Source organism: Prevotella pallens (assembly GCF_900454935.1).
Taxonomy (GTDB): domain Bacteria; phylum Bacteroidota; class Bacteroidia; order Bacteroidales; family Bacteroidaceae; genus Prevotella; species Prevotella pallens.
This window is the reverse complement of sequence record NZ_UGTP01000002.1, coordinates 71,257-86,835: the sequence shown is the minus strand read 5'-3', so window position 1 is coordinate 86,835 and position 15,579 is coordinate 71,257. Positions and strand designations below refer to the sequence as shown.

Annotated in this window: 13 protein-coding genes; 4 read left to right on the top strand and 9 right to left on the bottom strand. The window is 39.2% G+C overall.

The genetic code is table 11. The features are described 5' to 3' along the window. Nucleotides 1-13 precede the first annotated feature (13 nt). The 5 genes from fabG to DX009_RS09500 form a co-directional block, all read right to left on the bottom strand. A complete protein-coding gene (fabG, locus tag DX009_RS09520) occupies nucleotides 14-760 on the bottom strand; it encodes a 3-oxoacyl-[acyl-carrier-protein] reductase (protein WP_004363487.1) in 747 nt (248 codons plus the stop codon). Nucleotides 761-886: 126 nt separating this feature from the next. Next, entirely contained in the window at nucleotides 887-1,504 is a 618-nt protein-coding gene (locus DX009_RS09515; protein ID WP_006046292.1) for a TetR/AcrR family transcriptional regulator, read from the bottom strand. A 272-nt stretch (nucleotides 1,505-1,776) separates the two neighbouring features. After that, the gene (locus DX009_RS09510; RefSeq protein WP_115083897.1) at nucleotides 1,777-2,538 is read right to left on the bottom strand and encodes an MBL fold metallo-hydrolase; all 762 of its coding nucleotides are present in this window, start codon (nucleotides 2,536-2,538) and stop codon (nucleotides 1,777-1,779) included. A gap of 9 nt (nucleotides 2,539-2,547) precedes the next feature. Then, nucleotides 2,548-3,552 (bottom strand): UDP-N-acetylmuramate dehydrogenase, encoded by a 1,005-nt coding sequence (gene murB, locus DX009_RS09505; RefSeq protein WP_115083896.1) that lies wholly within the window; start codon nucleotides 3,550-3,552, stop codon nucleotides 2,548-2,550. Nucleotides 3,553-3,605: 53 nt separating this feature from the next. After that, nucleotides 3,606-4,460, bottom strand: coding sequence for a DUF4348 domain-containing protein (locus DX009_RS09500; protein WP_115083895.1), 855 nt, complete (start codon nucleotides 4,458-4,460; stop codon nucleotides 3,606-3,608). Between the two features lie 248 nt (nucleotides 4,461-4,708). Here DX009_RS09500 and pheS point away from each other — a divergent pair, with 248 nt between their 5' ends. Further along, nucleotides 4,709-5,749, top strand: coding sequence for a phenylalanine--tRNA ligase subunit alpha (pheS, locus tag DX009_RS09495; RefSeq protein WP_115083894.1), 1,041 nt, complete (start codon nucleotides 4,709-4,711; stop codon nucleotides 5,747-5,749). A 217-nt stretch (nucleotides 5,750-5,966) separates the two neighbouring features. On the opposite strand, the gene DX009_RS13740 is transcribed toward pheS, so the two are convergent. Next, nucleotides 5,967-6,095, bottom strand: a complete 129-nt coding sequence (locus DX009_RS13740) for a hypothetical protein (RefSeq protein WP_262510430.1) — start codon at nucleotides 6,093-6,095, stop codon at nucleotides 5,967-5,969. A 613-nt stretch (nucleotides 6,096-6,708) separates the two neighbouring features. On the opposite strand from DX009_RS13740, the gene DX009_RS09490 reads away from it, so the two are divergent. Together DX009_RS09490 and DX009_RS09485 are read left to right on the top strand one after the other, a co-directional pair. After that, complete coding sequence (locus DX009_RS09490) at nucleotides 6,709-6,873, top strand: single-stranded DNA-binding protein (protein WP_115083893.1); 165 nt, start codon at nucleotides 6,709-6,711, stop codon at nucleotides 6,871-6,873. Between the two features lie 64 nt (nucleotides 6,874-6,937). Then, complete coding sequence (locus DX009_RS09485; RefSeq protein ID WP_115083892.1) at nucleotides 6,938-9,013, top strand: leucine-rich repeat domain-containing protein; 2,076 nt, start codon at nucleotides 6,938-6,940, stop codon at nucleotides 9,011-9,013. Nucleotides 9,014-9,711: 698 nt separating this feature from the next. Here DX009_RS09485 and DX009_RS09480 read toward each other — a convergent pair. After that, nucleotides 9,712-10,515 (bottom strand): MBL fold metallo-hydrolase, encoded by an 804-nt coding sequence (locus tag DX009_RS09480; RefSeq protein ID WP_115083891.1) that lies wholly within the window; start codon nucleotides 10,513-10,515, stop codon nucleotides 9,712-9,714. A 212-nt stretch (nucleotides 10,516-10,727) separates the two neighbouring features. Continuing rightward, a complete protein-coding gene (gene tamL / locus DX009_RS09475; protein WP_115083890.1) occupies nucleotides 10,728-13,001 on the bottom strand; it encodes a translocation and assembly module lipoprotein TamL in 2,274 nt (757 codons plus the stop codon). A gap of 85 nt (nucleotides 13,002-13,086) precedes the next feature. Between tamL and DX009_RS09470 the strand changes: the two genes are divergently transcribed. Then, nucleotides 13,087-13,839: an RNA methyltransferase gene (locus DX009_RS09470; protein ID WP_006046280.1), complete on the top strand. Its 753-nt coding sequence runs from the start codon at nucleotides 13,087-13,089 to the stop codon at nucleotides 13,837-13,839. A gap of 781 nt (nucleotides 13,840-14,620) precedes the next feature. On the opposite strand, the gene DX009_RS09465 is transcribed toward DX009_RS09470, so the two are convergent. Beyond that, a complete protein-coding gene (locus DX009_RS09465) occupies nucleotides 14,621-15,556 on the bottom strand; it encodes a hypothetical protein (RefSeq protein ID WP_115083889.1) in 936 nt (311 codons plus the stop codon). Nucleotides 15,557-15,579: the final 23 nt, after the last annotated feature.

The following is a 15,579-nucleotide window of genomic DNA, read 5'->3' as shown; positions in this document are numbered from 1 at the left end:
ATAGAAAGGAATATTACATATTCATACCACCATCAACCTGAATGACCTGTCCAGAAACATAGCTTGATAGGTCTGATGCCAGATAGAGAGCAGTGTTAGCGATATCTTCGGTGGTACCCCCACGGCGCAATGGAATCTTAGATGTCCATTCCTTGCGTATTTCTTCTGACAGCTGTTGTGTCATAGCAGTGTCAATAAAGCCTGGCGCAATAGCATTTGCACGCACGCCCTTTGGTCCCATTTCTTGCGCTACACTCTTTGCTAGAGCAATCATACCCGCTTTAGAGGCTGCGTAGTTAGCCTGACCAGCGTTTCCGTGTACTCCCACCACACTTGCCATATTGATTATACTACCATTGCGTTGGCGCATCATAACTGGCACGCAAGCATGTATAAAGTTGAATGCACTCTTTAGATTAACACCAATAACAGCGTCCCATTGTGCTTCAGACATTCGGAGCATTAAACCATCTTTGGTTATACCAGCATTGTTCACCAATATATCAACACTTCCAAACTCCTCTTTCACTTGTTTTACTACTTCTTCAGACTGAGCGAAATCGGCTGCATTGCTTGCGTAGCCTTTACATTTAACTCCGAGAGCTGAAATTTCAGCCTCAGTAGCCTTTCCGTTTTCATCGATAACGAGGTCGGTGAAGGCAATGTTAGCACCTTCGCTTGCAAATTTTATAGCAATTGCTTTACCTATTCCACGTGCAGCGCCTGTAATGAGGGCTGTTTTACCTGTTAATAATCCCATAATCTGTTTTTATTTATGTTTTTAATATCTATGTTTTTGGTAGGTTTAGTATCTCAATAATGTATGTTTTGGAAATCTAAACAATACAAGTTACACCTATTATATATATAGGTATTGATACACATTTTAATAGGTGTTGTTGTCTGTTTTGCCTTTTCCTAACTTATTTCCGAGCGCTCCGTACACCACTTTTGCCACGAGTGGCCGACTACTTGCTTCGGTTAATCCGTGTCCGAGTCTGCCATATATAAATGGAACCTCCAATCCTTTAATACAGTAGTGTGTTATATCGGCAACTAAGTCTACGTTGTCTATATCGAAATCGCCATCGTTTTTAGCTTCCGTGTAAACCTTTCTGAAGAGTTCTATTTCGTCTTCATCAAAGTTTTTGCGTACTTTCTCTACCATCCATATATTGCGAAAGAACTCTGCTCTGAGGTTTCCATTTCTCATAACAGTTTCTTTAATCATACTAAGATGGGTGTAAATGAGTTCTATAATCTTATCGTGAGGTGGTATTCGTTTCGATGCCACTTCGTCTAACTTGTCTGATAAGCGTTCTAATTCACCTTCAATGACGGCATAATACACATCGTCTTTACTTTTAAAATACGTGTATAGTGTGCGACGCCCTTTTCCCGACGCTTCTGCAATGTCGTTCATTGTTGTGTTTGCAATACCTTTCTTAGCAAAGATTTGCCTTGCTACGTCTACAAACATTTGTCTTGTCTTTGAAATAGACATCTCTTTCTCTCCTTAAACTCCTCTGGTTTATTATGCCGAAATGGTAGCTGTTTATACCATTGCACAATGTTTTTATTGTGTGCAAAAGTAGAGAAAAAAAACTAAATCTACAAGGAATTGCGTAAAAATACATATTTTTTAGTATTTTGTGCACCTTCTACTACATTATGCTATTGAGGTAAATGAGGTGTAGCGAACGGTTTTCTGATATCTTAGAATGCTATGGAACAAGTGCCATTGCATGCTTATAGTTTAGTAATGTATATGCTTCTCTATACTTCTATCTCCAATTCATCGTACGCAAAATAGAAGTTTTTAGGTAAGCGTTGCTGAGCCTCTTCGTGTAAACCTATCTCGTGTGTTAGGTGTGTTAGGTAGGTTTGTTTAGCCTTAATGGTGCGACTAAATGCAATGGCGTCGTCTATTAATTGGTGCGAGTGGTGTTCTTTTTCCCATCGCAAGGCATTTACTACAAGTGTATCTACACCTTTGAGATATGATAGCTCTGTGTTGTTTATGGTTTTCATATCGGTGATATATGCAAAGTTGCCTATGCGGTAACCCATAATAGGCATCTTTCCATGCATTACCTCGATGGGTGTAACGGTGCAATCGCCTATTGAGAATGCTTTGTGCGGAACAATAGTGTGCAGATTGAGCTTCGGAACACCCGGGTAAAGATGCTCTTTGAAGCAGTAAGGAAAGTTGTGGCGTAGTCCTTGACAGGTGTCTTTGTTAGCATAAATTTCCAAATCAGATAACCAACTGAACGGCCGCAAATCGTCTATTCCACCCACATGGTCGTAATGGATATGTGTTATTAATATACCATCAATCTTTTTGTAAGGCACAGGCAATATTTGCTGACGAAAGTCGGGACCGCAATCTATAAGAATGCGAGTAGTTTCGGTTTCGAGTAATGCCGATGTACGTAGTCGTTTATCCTTAGCATTGTTGCTTTTGCACACTTTGCATGTACACCCAATGACGGGCACACCATTAGAAGTACCAGTACCTAAGAAGCGTAATTTCATTGTTTTTGTTTAGCAAATGTTCACCTCTGGTTTAATTTCGATGTCGAATTTCTGCTTAACATCGTGCTGAATAGTTTTATAAAGTTGCACCACTTCGCTACCAGTTGCGCCTCCGCAGTTCACCAATACCAGTGCCTGTTTATTGTGTACGGCGGCTTTTCCTAATGCTTTACCTTTCCAACCACATTGTTCTATGAGCCAACCTGCTGGTATCTTTTCGTACTCGCTATCAATAGTGTAGTGGGGCATACCAACATATTGCTGTGCCAACTGGTTATATTTATGTGTTGATACCACTGGATTCATAAAGAAGCTACCAGCATTTCCCAGTACTTTTGGATCAGGTAGTTTGGCATTTCTTATGTCAATAATGGTTTCGCGAAGTTGCATTGCCGTTGGATTGTCTATACCCTTTGCAGCCAATGCTACACGAATGTTGCCATAGTCTAACTTCGGATTGTATGTTTTAGAAAGTTTGTAAGTAACAGCAGTGATAAGAAAGCGATTTTTCCATGCGTGTTTAAATTTGCTTTGCCGATAACTATATGCGCATTCTGTGTTTGTGAAGCGGCAAATTTGTCCTGTTTCTATCTCTACTGCTTCTACGCATTCTATTAAGTCTTTGGCTTCTGCGCCGTATGCGCCAATGTTTTGTACGGCACTGGCACCCACCTCTCCTGGAATGATAGATAGATTCTCTGCTCCGTACAAGTTATTTGCCACGCAATAGTCTACAACGTCGTCCCAAATGAAACCAGAACCACAGCGAACGTGGCATTCGTCGGTTTGTTCAAGGAAGCGAATGCCTGAGTGCAACACCGTTCCATTGTAGTCGCCAGTAAGCAATAGATTACTTCCTCCACCTAAAATAAGTAGTGGTCGGTCGGCATCAGTAATCATTCCCGCTACTTGCTGTGCCTCTTCCACCGAACTGTACTCTATAAATCGTTTGCATTTAGCGTCTATTCCAAACGTATTGTGCCTAAGTAGGCTGTAGTTTTCCTGGTCTATCATACGTTGTCTCTAATTTGTTTCTGTTTTTATTGTTGAGCGTTTGCCATATCCTTTTAGTAAGCAATAATTCTCTCTAAACGCCAGCTCTTTCCTCTATTTTTAAACTCTAATTGGGTTTCAATACCATTAGAAAGTCCTCTAAATACAAGAATTTTCTTTTTGCTCTCTCCGTACTTTTGTCCATACAGAATGTTATAGATATTGTTCTTTGGCACTTCTGGCAGATACGTGCTCCACTCCGATGCAGGAATAGTAGTGTTTACCTTGTTTGTTGTTTCTCCACTTGGGTCTATTCCCACGTATGGCAGCGGGTCTTTTATGCTTCCTCGTCCGTTGTTTGCAAGGAACTTGCTAAGAAACTCAAGAAACGCTGCGTTATATTTCTGTGCAAATCCAATGTTGTTTATCTTGTTCATCTTCCATTTACCGTCCTGATGGTCGAAACAATATTGTTCTACCTTTTTCTGAGTCAGGTTTATTTTCTCCACAATTACAGTGTCGAGCTTGGTAGACTTAGCATATTCTGCCTGATCTTCGTTATCGAAAATCAGCGTATAATAGCCTTTTGGACGGAAGAAATAATCCATTTTCCATTGGTTGCGAGCTATTTGTTTCGTTACTTTCCCATTGTTTTCAACGGGCAGTGGAAACACAATGCGTTTGCGCTGTAGTTTTTTGTTAGCGATAAAGTTGAAAAAGAAGTCGTCGAATAGTTGGTCGGCGGCTTTTGGCATTGGTGTTTCTGCAATAATTTTTGTAGCCGAATCCACATTGTTTGTAGTATCTGTGGTGTCGGCAACAACAGTTTTGGTAGAGTCAGCTGGCTCCACTTTCTTTTTGTTACAACTTGTTGTGAGGCTTATCATAGCTACACACACAAGTACAACGAGTAAAATTGCTTTTCTCATATTCTCTATTTATATTTCTCAAATTATCTTCTTTGCTCCTAAAACTGTTGCAAATGTACTACATTTATTTTATATTAAAGTAGGTATTTATAATTAAATATGTTGAGAAAGCAAAATGAAAACACTCTGTACCCCCCCACACGTTTTGTTTTCAGTAGCTACTAAAGTCTGTAATAAGCAATATTTTTCTATTGCAGTGCTTATATTTTAGATTATATATTGTACCTTTGCCGAAAATTTTAAGCGTTATGATTCTCGAAAAGATAGAAGAACTATTAAAAGAAGTGAGCAACGTATCGGCAAAGAACGCTGAAGAAGTTGAGCTGCTTCGATTAAAATATCTTAGCAAGAAAGGCGAAATAAATGCCTTAATGAGCGAATTTCGCAATGTAGCTACCGACCAGAAGAAGACGGTGGGTATGAAAATAAACGAGCTAAAGCAGCTTGCGCAAGCTAAAATAAACGACTTACGCGAACAGTTGGAAACGAACGAGGCGCAAGGTAACGATATTGACCTTACCCGAACTGCATACCCTGTTGGTTTAGGCTCTCGACACCCGCTTACGTTAGTAAAGAAAGAAATTATAGATATATTTGCACGAATGGGGTTTACCCTTTATCAGGGTCCAGAAATTGATGACGATGAGCATGTGTTTACTATGCTGAATTTTGCTGCCGACCACCCTGCGCGCGATATGCAAGACACTTTTTTTATTGAACATTCGCACTCTTTAGACGTTACAAAGAATGTTCTGCTACGAAGCCATACCTCTAACGACGAGGCTCACTATATGTCCACTCACAAGCCACCTATACGTGTGCTTTGCCCAGGACGTGTATATAGAAACGAAGCCATTAGTGCACGTGCCCATTGTTTCTTTCATCAGGTGGAGGGACTGTATGTAGACAAGAATGTTAGCTTTACCGACCTAAAGCAGGTTCTACTTACTTTTGCTCGCGAAATGTTTGGTGCAGATACCAAAATACGCCTTCGTCCAAGCTATTTCCCATTTACCGAACCCAGTGCCGAAATGGATATAAGTTGCAATATATGCGGTGGCGAAGGCTGCGGATTTTGTAAACACACGGGTTGGGTAGAGATTTTAGGTTGCGGAATGGTAGACCCTCACGACCTTGAGGCTTGTGGTATCGACTCGAATGTGTACACCGGATATGCTTTTGGTATGGGTGTAGAACGCATTACCAATCTTAAATATAGGGTGAGCGACCTTCGTATGTTCTCCGAAAACGATGTTCGATTCTTAAAAGAGTTTGAGAGTGCATTGTAAACACGTGGCATTTGCTATGGTTGTTTGTTGCACTTGTTCTGTAGAATATCGTGCTATATATTAATAAGGTGTAAATAATATACAATGAAGCAGGAAGTGAATTTAAAAAATTTGCTTCCTGCTTTGTTTTTGTTGGCTTTTTCTCGCTCCAACAATTTTGTTATGGCATAAACCATTCTATGTTGTTTATGCTCTTGCGCTCTGTTCTTTCTTGTTTTTATGTTGGCATATTGGTTTCTTTTATACCTAGTATGAAACTATTCTTCGCACGCCTTTTTTCAGAAACCAATGGCTTATTCCACTGCTTATCAAGTTTTTTAGGTAGTTTCCATCGCTTTCTATTCATATTCTAACAACCTATTTTGATTAAAAGAAAATGGGTTAGTTTTCAGACGCTCTCAAAATAGATATCTAAAACTATCACGACAGATATCTAAAACGATTGCGACAGATATCTGAAACGATTGCGACAGATATCTGAGACGATTGCGACAGATATCTGAAACTTCGTGCTCATTTTAGTATAACAAAAAAGTTTGTTTGCTCTGTGCTTCGCATCTTGTTTCTTTAACAAAAAAAGTGTTCTGCTATTCGCATACGTTGTTAATTAATGTTGTATATAATTTGTTTTTTCACCTAAAGTTGTTTTAAATACCAAAAGACTATGTAACTTTGCACTGAAAAAATTACATATTAAGAAACTTAACTATATACGTTTGCTAAAAGTAAACTTGTTTTTAGGATAAATAATAGTAGTAGTAGCACTCTTAAAAGAGCTTGCTTAGCACGCTGATGAACTCAAAATAACAGTAATCGAAGTTCCGAAAGTCTGTTCACTGAAACTATCTTTACACCGCTTGTGGATTGTTCCGCAATACGTGTGAGGCAGTTTGTTGGCAACTAACTTGCTTATTTTGCAGATAAAAGTGCTTTTACTATGAATAACAAAGGAATGAAAAATGAAAAAGAGGTATGATTCTCCCATAACAGAGGTAGTAATAATGGATGTTACGCAAAACTTTTTAATGGATTCTGCACATGGCGCTCAACACGAAGGATTTACTGAAGTAACTGATCTTTCTCCCCATGTTGAAGATGGAACCGGCGACGATTCGCCTTTCTAAACGCTGTAAACAAATGGCGAAAGAATAGTAAGCATACAGGATAACAACATTAAACAACTCTGAAATGAACAAAATAGTAACACAATTCTTGCTTTGTGCAACAGTGGTTGCTGCCGTTTCGTGCACCAACGATACAGATATTGTCTGCGAAAATAGCAACGAACATTTAACACAAATGTCGTTTCGTACAGTGGGTGTTCCTAATTATGATAATGAGACAACCGACACTCTAAAGAATGCACCTACTCGGACATCTTTGGAAGCCGACCAAACACAAGTAATATGGAATGCTAACGACGTAATAGCTATCGGCTATAAAGGTTCTACAGCTGGCGCTGTACAACCATTTACAACACCTACCACAGCCAGCGATGTAAGGTTTTGGGGACAAGCGCCTGATAATAAGGCACCTTATTTTATGATGTATCCATACCAAAATGGACAGAAAATAGAAGTATTGGCAAACAACAAGGCTAAATATACTTACTCCATACCTAAAACACAAACCGCTATTGCTGGTACGTTCGACCCAAAAGTTAATTTTGCGGTGGGAATTATTCCACAAGAATATAAGCCATTTGTTGCCTACAACCTTTGTGGCTTATTGCAGTTCAGCTTTCATGGTGTAAGTAATGTGGCACAAATAAAGCTTATTTCTCGCGGATTAGAAGCATTGGCTGGCGATGTGAGTACAGAGGTTGAGTTTAAAGATAATGGAACAATTGGCACCGCAAACTCTACTTTTGTTGCAAATACACAAACAGGCATAGTAAACTATGTGCCTGCTTCGGGCACAATGGCAGAAAATACCAACTATTTTGTTGTGCTTCCAACAGGCAAACTTGCTTCTGGGCTAACACTTGCATTTATATTAACCGATGGTAAAAGTCTACAAGTTAAGCTGAACGATGCTGTAAATATAGAACGTGCAAAACGCTATGATTTGGGAAACATTGCGCTCAATGCATCGAAAGCGAAGGTAGAAATACTATCGAATAAAGGGTTAATAGAGTCGGTAAAACAACAAATCAGCGACTTAGAGATTAATCCTGATGGAACTTTAGATATCTATAAGGGCAATAACTTAGAGAAAATACTATCGCTTAAAGGTAATCTAAACATTGCCAATAACGATAATATTACATCGTTAGATGGACTGCAATACTTCCGTAATGTTACCAGTTTGAACATTGATGGTAACAAAAACTTAGCAGGCAATATAGATTTGTCTAAATATAAGCAGCTAACAGGTTCGGTAGAAATACAGCACTGTCCTGCCGTTACAAAGGTAGATGTTACGGGCTTAGATATAAACACGCTAAAAGTGCACAATATGGACGGTGTGAAAGAGGTAGTAACACGTGGCAACAAAAAACTTGAAGCACTTGATTTGTACAGTAACAAGGTATTAGAAGGCGTAGATGTTAGCAATTTGCCTGTACTAAAAGAAGTAAGATTCTATTCTAGTCCGCGCGTTAAAACCGTCAATACATCGAATACGCCTGAACTAAGAAGCATAAATGCTGCATCGGTTAACGGTTTAGAAAGTATGACTGGTCTGGACGATAATCTATTGCTTCAGGATTTCGTAGCGTCTTATACAAAACTTAAAAAGCTGGATTTCTCTAAACAAACTAAGTTGCGGACAGTAAATATATCGTATTCAGATGTTACAGAAATTAAGGGATTGGCTTCTGCTGGTGAAAACTTACTTAGCTTGGAATTGGCACTAAGCCATGTTGGAGCTTTAGATGTGTCGCACAATCCTAACCTACAGATGATAGATGTATATGCTGTTAAAGAGATAACAACATTAGATGTACGAAACAACTTAAAACTTACCAAGCTGCGTACATCGTTTGCTTCTAATCTTAGTGAACTGAAATTAGGAAACAACGTAGCGTTAAAAGAGTTGAGAGTGTCTCATTGCAAGTTTACTACACTTGACATTCGCAAGTTTACAAGGCTAACAACGTTCTATGCTGGTAGTCAATCGCCCAACGGTTTTCTTGCCAATATTGTTGTTACGATGACAGCACAACAGAAAGCAAAGTTTGGTGATATATTTAGAGAAAGCGCTTTCGACGGAAACGCGAATTATGAAAATACCAACAGTTATGTGAAAGTGGTTGTGCAATAGCATAAAAACAAGCAAACATAAAGTCCCATACAACAGCAGGTTGAGTGGGACTTTTTGTTTTTATGTGGTTATAATAACCCATTGAATGCTAATAATACTGTAAATTTAGGATTAAGCAAAAGCAACAGTACAGCCTTCTTGCAATAAAGGTTTGGTAGGAAATGGGTGGCGGGGGTGTAAACAGCTTCTGTGGTTTGTTTATAAATCAAATAAAATGCCTCTAATGTTTATAAAAGTCAGCTAAATATAGTTCGTTTTTTCTCAGATATCTGTCACGTTCGTTTTAGATATCTGTCGTGTTCGTTTTAGATATCTGTCGTGTTCGTTTCAGATATCACATAAAGTAACAACAGTTATGGCTCTATGTTGTAACAGCAGAAAGAAACTTATTTGGCTGAGAAATATAAAATTATTTATGCTACAATGTTTTGGTTCTATTATTGCTATAAGTAGCTTAACAGCAATATGTTGTTCCGTGTTTTGTTGTATGAATTTGAAAGCCATTACAATAGTCTACTATTCCAGAATATAGCCACATTTTTTTTGCAGAATTGCTATAAACGTTTAGTTTTTGCTGTTGCAATGCAGGGCAGAAACCAATGGTTGTGTGTTATATTAGCACTATATTTGTTTTAAATAATTTGAGAGCGTAGAACAAGACAGCAATCTCTGGAGCAGAGTTCTAAAGTATCTTTGGGTTACTTTAAATCGTATATTTCGCTTGGAATTTTCCGTCGCAACACCTCTACAATAAAGTCTACTCCAGCTCGTAGTCCATAGCTTTCCATTAAACTTGTAACCGCTATTCGTGCCAGTTCAGGGTGATTGTTCTCATCACTTAAGTGGCAGAGCCAAACATGTTTTAAGTTTTCGGTGGCGTTTTCTACTATGGTTCGCGCACATTCAGCATTGCTTAAATGTCCTATTTGGCTTGTAATGCGTTCCTTCAGATATAGCGGGTACGGCCCAGCCATAAGTTTCTCCACCTCGTGATTAGCTTCAATCACTAAGTAGTTTGCTTTTGCAACAAACGCACATATCTCTTCTGTTACGTGTCCACAATCGGTTACGAGCGTAAAAGTAATACCTTCGCATTGCACACAATATCCAACACAGTCGGAGCTATCGTGTGGCACTGCAAAAGGAGTAACAGTGAAATCGCCAATTTGTTGTGTTTTTCCTTTTTCAACATACCTCACTTGGTTGGGTGAAACTTTCTTCTTTACACACCAGTTTTTAGCAATACCCTCGTGAACAGCCTGTGTAGAGTATACAGGAATATTGAGGCTATCGCTTATACTTCCCACCGACTTAATGTGATCGGCGTGATCGTGCGTAATAAGAATATGGTGAATCATTGATAAGTTTAGTCCGTAGCTATGCATATACTTCTTCATGGAGCGTATACCTACGCCACAATCTATAATAATACTATCGTTCTCTGTATATAAGAGGTATGCGTTGCCACTGCTTCCGCTACCAAATGATATAAATTTTAGCATTGCTTTTTAATTTGTTGCAAAAGTAATAAATAAATTTTACACAACAATGCGTATAGGCATCGACTTGTATTTGTGCTGTTGTTTTTCACTTTCGTTAAGGTCTGTGGGTATATGGGGTATTATGTGTTATTTATTAAACATTATAAGCTTTCTGTGTGTTGTGTGGTGGTTATAAACCACTGTTTTTTAGGGCATATAGTTCTATGTTTTTATTAGAACGGCAGTCCCACAGCAAAATGGAAAGTGAAGTCGCGGCTAAACTTAGGATTAACAATAGGGTAGTGTCGTCTTCCAGAAGAGTAGGCAGGGTCTATAGCTTTCATACCAGCATCGAAACGGAGAATGAAATAATCGAAGTTGAGGCGCAATCCTAAGCCGTATGAGACAGCAATTTGCTTTAAAAACTTACTGAAAGTAAACTGTCCGCCTGTTTGGTCGGCATATTTTCTGAGCGTCCATATATTACCCGCATCAACGAAAGCAGCCCCATCGAACTTCCAGAATAGATGTGTTCTGTATTCGGAGCTAAGATTAAGTTTTAAATCGCCCGTTTGGTTAATAAAGTCTATACGTCCATCGGTGCCACGAAAGCTACCCGGTCCGAGTTCTCTAACACTCCAACCGCGCACCGAGTTAGGTCCTCCAGCAATGTAACGCTTCTCAAACGGCAACACTTTACTATTGCCATAGGGGTAAGCAATGCCGAAATCGGTGTGCAAGGCAAGCGAGTTGCGTGGGTCGAACCGTAGAATGCGAGTAAAAGAAAAGTCGAATTTAAGGTATTGCGCATAAGCTATATTGAATATTTTAGCTTGTCCTTGTTCGTTTTTCTTAAACTTCGCAATGCTGTTAGTCATTGATAGCAAGTTGCCAGCTGACTCTATTTTTGCTTTAATGGCTACATTGTCGTTACGATTATAAGCAATACTGAATCCAGAACGCATAATGAACAAGTCTTCGTAGTTATAACGTAGTATGGCATTTCGGTTAGAAACGTTGTCCAGATAGTCTGCCTTAAAACGCTCGCTTATCCATGGCATATACACATAGCTAAGGTCTGGCACTTCGAGTTCGTAGTTCAGATGTCGCCGAATGTTACTCCAGTTGTATTTCCAAGCTGCTGAAAAAACTCTACGGTGAAACTCTGGTCGGTCCTGAAAGTCCCAACCAACCGACAGTTCGGACACGGCATTGCTGCGACGGCGAAACTCTCGCGTAGAGAAAGGTGAAAGGAAACGTGGGAACTGTAGTTTAGCCTGTATGCCATATTCCTCGTAATTGTGGTTAGAATATCCTTCCAAACCTTTTATTGCCTCGAAAGCGGCACGCAATTCAATGCTAAACAATTCGCTACCATGAAATAGGTTTCGGTTTTGATAGGTAAGAACGGCAGCCGCACCAAGGTCGCCTGCTGTGTTAGTGCCTTCTGGCTGAAACGCAATTGTGTTAGGTTTGGTGTGCGAAAGTTTTATGTTGGCTTCTAAGAAACGAAACGAAGGTGATGTGTAGTCGAATATTCTGTTAATGGCAACAGAGTCGAATTGTGGCATCTCTTTAAACTCTATATCCGTATAGCGTATAGCTCCCAATCTTGCAAAGTTGTTGTAAGTAGTTTGAAGGTCGGTTGCCGAAAAGTATTTGCCTGGCTCTATTAGCGTGTTATCGGCAATAATGCTTCGGCGAAGGTGCAGTCCAGTGGAGTCGCTGGGTATAATGTTCACCTTTCCAATCATATAACGCGGGTGTAAGGTTGGCTTTGCAGTGTCGGTAGTCCTATATTTAGTAAGGTGGAGAGTTACATTTACGCCACGCGATCCCCGAATAGAATCGGCAGTATAGTAAATATAGTCTTTATTGAAACGATAATACCCCTGATCGTTCAGAATTTTTGTAATGCGTTTTCGTTCGTTGTCGAGTGCTGCCACGGTGAATTGGTGTGGACGAGCCGTGTTAATGCCTTGCGAAAGTGTGGGTTTAAGAATATTGGCGATGGTTGAGTCTTGTATGTCGTAACTGAAATTGTCTATCATAAACGGTTCGCCGGGCATTAAAGTGTATATTGCTTTGAGTTTCTTTCCTCTTACTTTGGTGCTAAAGTCCACACGCGCATTCATATAGCCCATGTTATTCATAGCCAAACGGAGGTCTTCGCACGATAAGCGTGCTTGCAAAGTGTCGTAATAAACTGGTTTTTCGCCTATGCGTTGCAATGTTCTGTTAATCCATTTTGTGGTGTCTTTGCCAGCTAAAGAGTAAGTTCCAAGCGGTATTTTGAAGAAGGAAAACCACCGCGAGTTTTCTTTCTGACGTACGTATTGTGCCAATTGCGAAGCATTGAAGTCGGCTGCATCGGAACGTAGTTCCACTTTGTCTAGCAAGTAGCTACCATCTGGTACGAACTTATCGGTGGAACACGATGCTAAAAACATCGTTTCAAAGGTAAAAAACAATAGAATATATATATAGAAGAGTTTTATTCGAAACATCAATATAGCCGATTTTTTGCGCAAAGATACTAAAAAGTTAGCAGTAAGAGAATGCAAATAGATGGTTTTTTTGTAATTTTGTGGGGTGATATCGAAGAATAAAATAAAGCTCGTTAGAGCACTTGAGACGAAAAAGGGGCGTGCAAAACATGGCTTGTTTGTGGCTGAAGGGCCAAAGGTAGTGGCAGATTTGCTGGCTGCAGGTTTCCATTTAGTAGAACTGTTTGATGCTGAAGACGATATAAAAAAGGTGTCGTTCTTACAGCATCCGCAAGGAAAAGTAGGCATATTTAGATTGCCCGAACAAGCAAAAGAGCCTTTTTTAACGAACGAAACACAAGAGAACACAGACCACAACGAGGCTTTTTGTGTATCGGAACTGTCGCTTGCATTAGACGGAGTGCAAGACCCTGGTAATCTGGGTACAATTATTCGCATAGCCGATTGGTTTGGAATAAAGCATATATTCTGTTCGATGGATACAGCCGATTGTTGGAATCCAAAGGTGGTGCAAGCCACTATGGGGAGTATAGCGCGTGTAACAATGCATTATTTAGATTTAGGGAGATTAATAGATTTGTTGCCGAAGAGTTATCCCATATATGGAACACTGTTAGATGGTAATGATATTTATGCCGAAAAGCTATCTGCTGCGGGATTAATAGTGATGGGGAACGAAGGTAATGGAATTTCTGCTGCCATTAGAGAACGTATAAACCGTAGGCTGTTAATACCTAATTTCTCTACGGAGGCTACGCACGCTGAGTCGTTGAACGTTGCAATTGCAACTGCTATAGTGTGTTCTGAATTTAGACGACGAGGTACAGTTGAGCCGTAAAATATGTTTTTTTATTAGGCGTAAAACAACAAACAATGGTGTGTTGCTAAATGCTTAACCATTAGAAAACATAGTTATAATAGCTTGTAATAGGGTAGAGCAATTGCAATATTCTATAGAAAACAGACAGCGTAACGCTTGACAATAGGAATAATAATAGGATTTTTAAGATGCTACGGAAGATGCTGTATGAATGTAGCGTAGCATAAAGAAGATATACCATACAGCAATTTTTCTGCAAAGAGTTTAAGCGTTAGGTAGAGAATAGATAGGATAACTATAGGCAGCATTCACAGTCTATTTTATAACCAAACAAGCCACCGTTAGTGTTTATAAAAATTTACCATATATAGTTAGCTTTGTTTCAGATATCTGTAGCGTTCGTTTTAGATATCTGTCGCATTCGTTTCAGATATCTGTCAGTTGCAAATTAGATATCACACAAAATAACCACCTATATAATTGTGGATTGCAGCACCTAAAAGAAATCTATTTTGCTGACGAATTATGCATTACATTGTTTGTGCTATTTTTATGTGAATGCTATTATAGGTATCTGAACATTAATGTGTTATGTTTTCCTGATAGTATTTTTGTTTGCTATTTAAATCTAAATATTTAAGTTTGCAATTCATATTGTAAACTTAGATATTTGGGCATAATGGGTAATGATGTAATATAACATAAAGTGGGCACACCATACAGTATGCCCACCCTGAGAAATAAAAGTTTTAGACAGATCTAAACAAATAGTTTAGTATAAGATGTGGTATAAACCCACTTATTTCCAGTTTTTATATAGAATGTCGCATTGTGTATTGAACTTCATTTCCATACCCATTAATTTGGTTGATGCCTTTCCTGTTTGTGTTTGCAACCAACCATTGGGTAGGAATGTGTTGATATCGGTGCCGTTAGCACTGATATTAGTCATACCCATTGCTTTCATCTGATCCCAGCCTACTTCAATTTGCGAGGTAACTTCGTCTCCCATACCCATTTTTTTCATCTGGTCTATTATCATCTTCTTAACGTCGCTTTCGGTCATATTGTCTTTCAGGTTCGTTGTTATTACAGTGTTTCCTCCATTGTTAGCCACTGTGTATGTAGAAGTAAGCTTCATGCCTTGCTTCATTATATCTTCCTTACTGTTTTTCTTCAGGTCTTTGCCATAATAGAGAAGGAAGCTTGTTTCGTTTAAATTATCAATGAGAGCCTTCTCTTCGAATTGTTCGCTGATAGCCGTAAGAACCTTAGCTTTTGGCAGAATTTGTTCCATTTCAGGAGTTTTCTTATAATCCTCTTCAATATCTGCAATAGCATTTTTGCTTCCTGCTGCAGCCACTTCAGCCAAATTCAATATTTTCTCTACCTTTCCATCGGTGTTTGTTTGCAGTATCATTTTTACCCCTTTCAGGTATTGATTGCCTGCAACCTGCGCTTGCTCAACAACATCTTTGTCGCCATCAAACTGCGTATCCACCACGTTATATTCTATTTTGTATCCTTGTGGCGTTTTATCGAGCACCACATATCGTGTATTTTTTGTAACTGTTACGCTCTTGCTTCCCTGTCCCATAGGCAAATCAATAGCCACCTTAAATACATCTTTGTATATAGTGGTGTCGTTTTTGTTAAAGTTTACCTTTACAGTAGCTTGTGCGTCTGCTGTGAGGGCTGCGCCCATCATAACGATCGATAATAAGATTGTTTTCATATACGTATATTTGATTTGTTATT

Excerpts from the sequence above, each read along its gene's own strand:
- fabG (WP_004363487.1), bottom strand. The coding sequence starts at position 760 with ATGGGATTATTAACAGGTAAAACAGCCCTCATTACAGGCGCTGCACGT.
- DX009_RS09515 (WP_006046292.1), bottom strand. The coding sequence starts at position 1,504 with ATGTCTATTTCAAAGACAAGACAAATGTTTGTAGACGTAGCAAGGCAA.
- DX009_RS09510 (WP_115083897.1), bottom strand. The coding sequence starts at position 2,538 with ATGAAATTACGCTTCTTAGGTACTGGTACTTCTAATGGTGTGCCCGTC.
- murB (WP_115083896.1), bottom strand. The coding sequence starts at position 3,552 with ATGATAGACCAGGAAAACTACAGCCTACTTAGGCACAATACGTTTGGA.
- DX009_RS09500 (WP_115083895.1), bottom strand. The coding sequence starts at position 4,460 with ATGAGAAAAGCAATTTTACTCGTTGTACTTGTGTGTGTAGCTATGATA.
- pheS (WP_115083894.1), top strand. The coding sequence starts at position 4,709 with ATGATTCTCGAAAAGATAGAAGAACTATTAAAAGAAGTGAGCAACGTA.
- DX009_RS13740 (WP_262510430.1), bottom strand. The coding sequence starts at position 6,095 with ATGAATAGAAAGCGATGGAAACTACCTAAAAAACTTGATAAGCAGTGG.
- DX009_RS09490 (WP_115083893.1), top strand. The coding sequence starts at position 6,709 with ATGAAAAAGAGGTATGATTCTCCCATAACAGAGGTAGTAATAATGGAT.
- DX009_RS09485 (WP_115083892.1), top strand. The coding sequence starts at position 6,938 with ATGAACAAAATAGTAACACAATTCTTGCTTTGTGCAACAGTGGTTGCT.
- DX009_RS09480 (WP_115083891.1), bottom strand. The coding sequence starts at position 10,515 with ATGCTAAAATTTATATCATTTGGTAGCGGAAGCAGTGGCAACGCATAC.
- tamL (WP_115083890.1), bottom strand. The coding sequence starts at position 13,001 with ATGTTTCGAATAAAACTCTTCTATATATATATTCTATTGTTTTTTACC.
- DX009_RS09465 (WP_115083889.1), bottom strand. The coding sequence starts at position 15,556 with ATGAAAACAATCTTATTATCGATCGTTATGATGGGCGCAGCCCTCACA.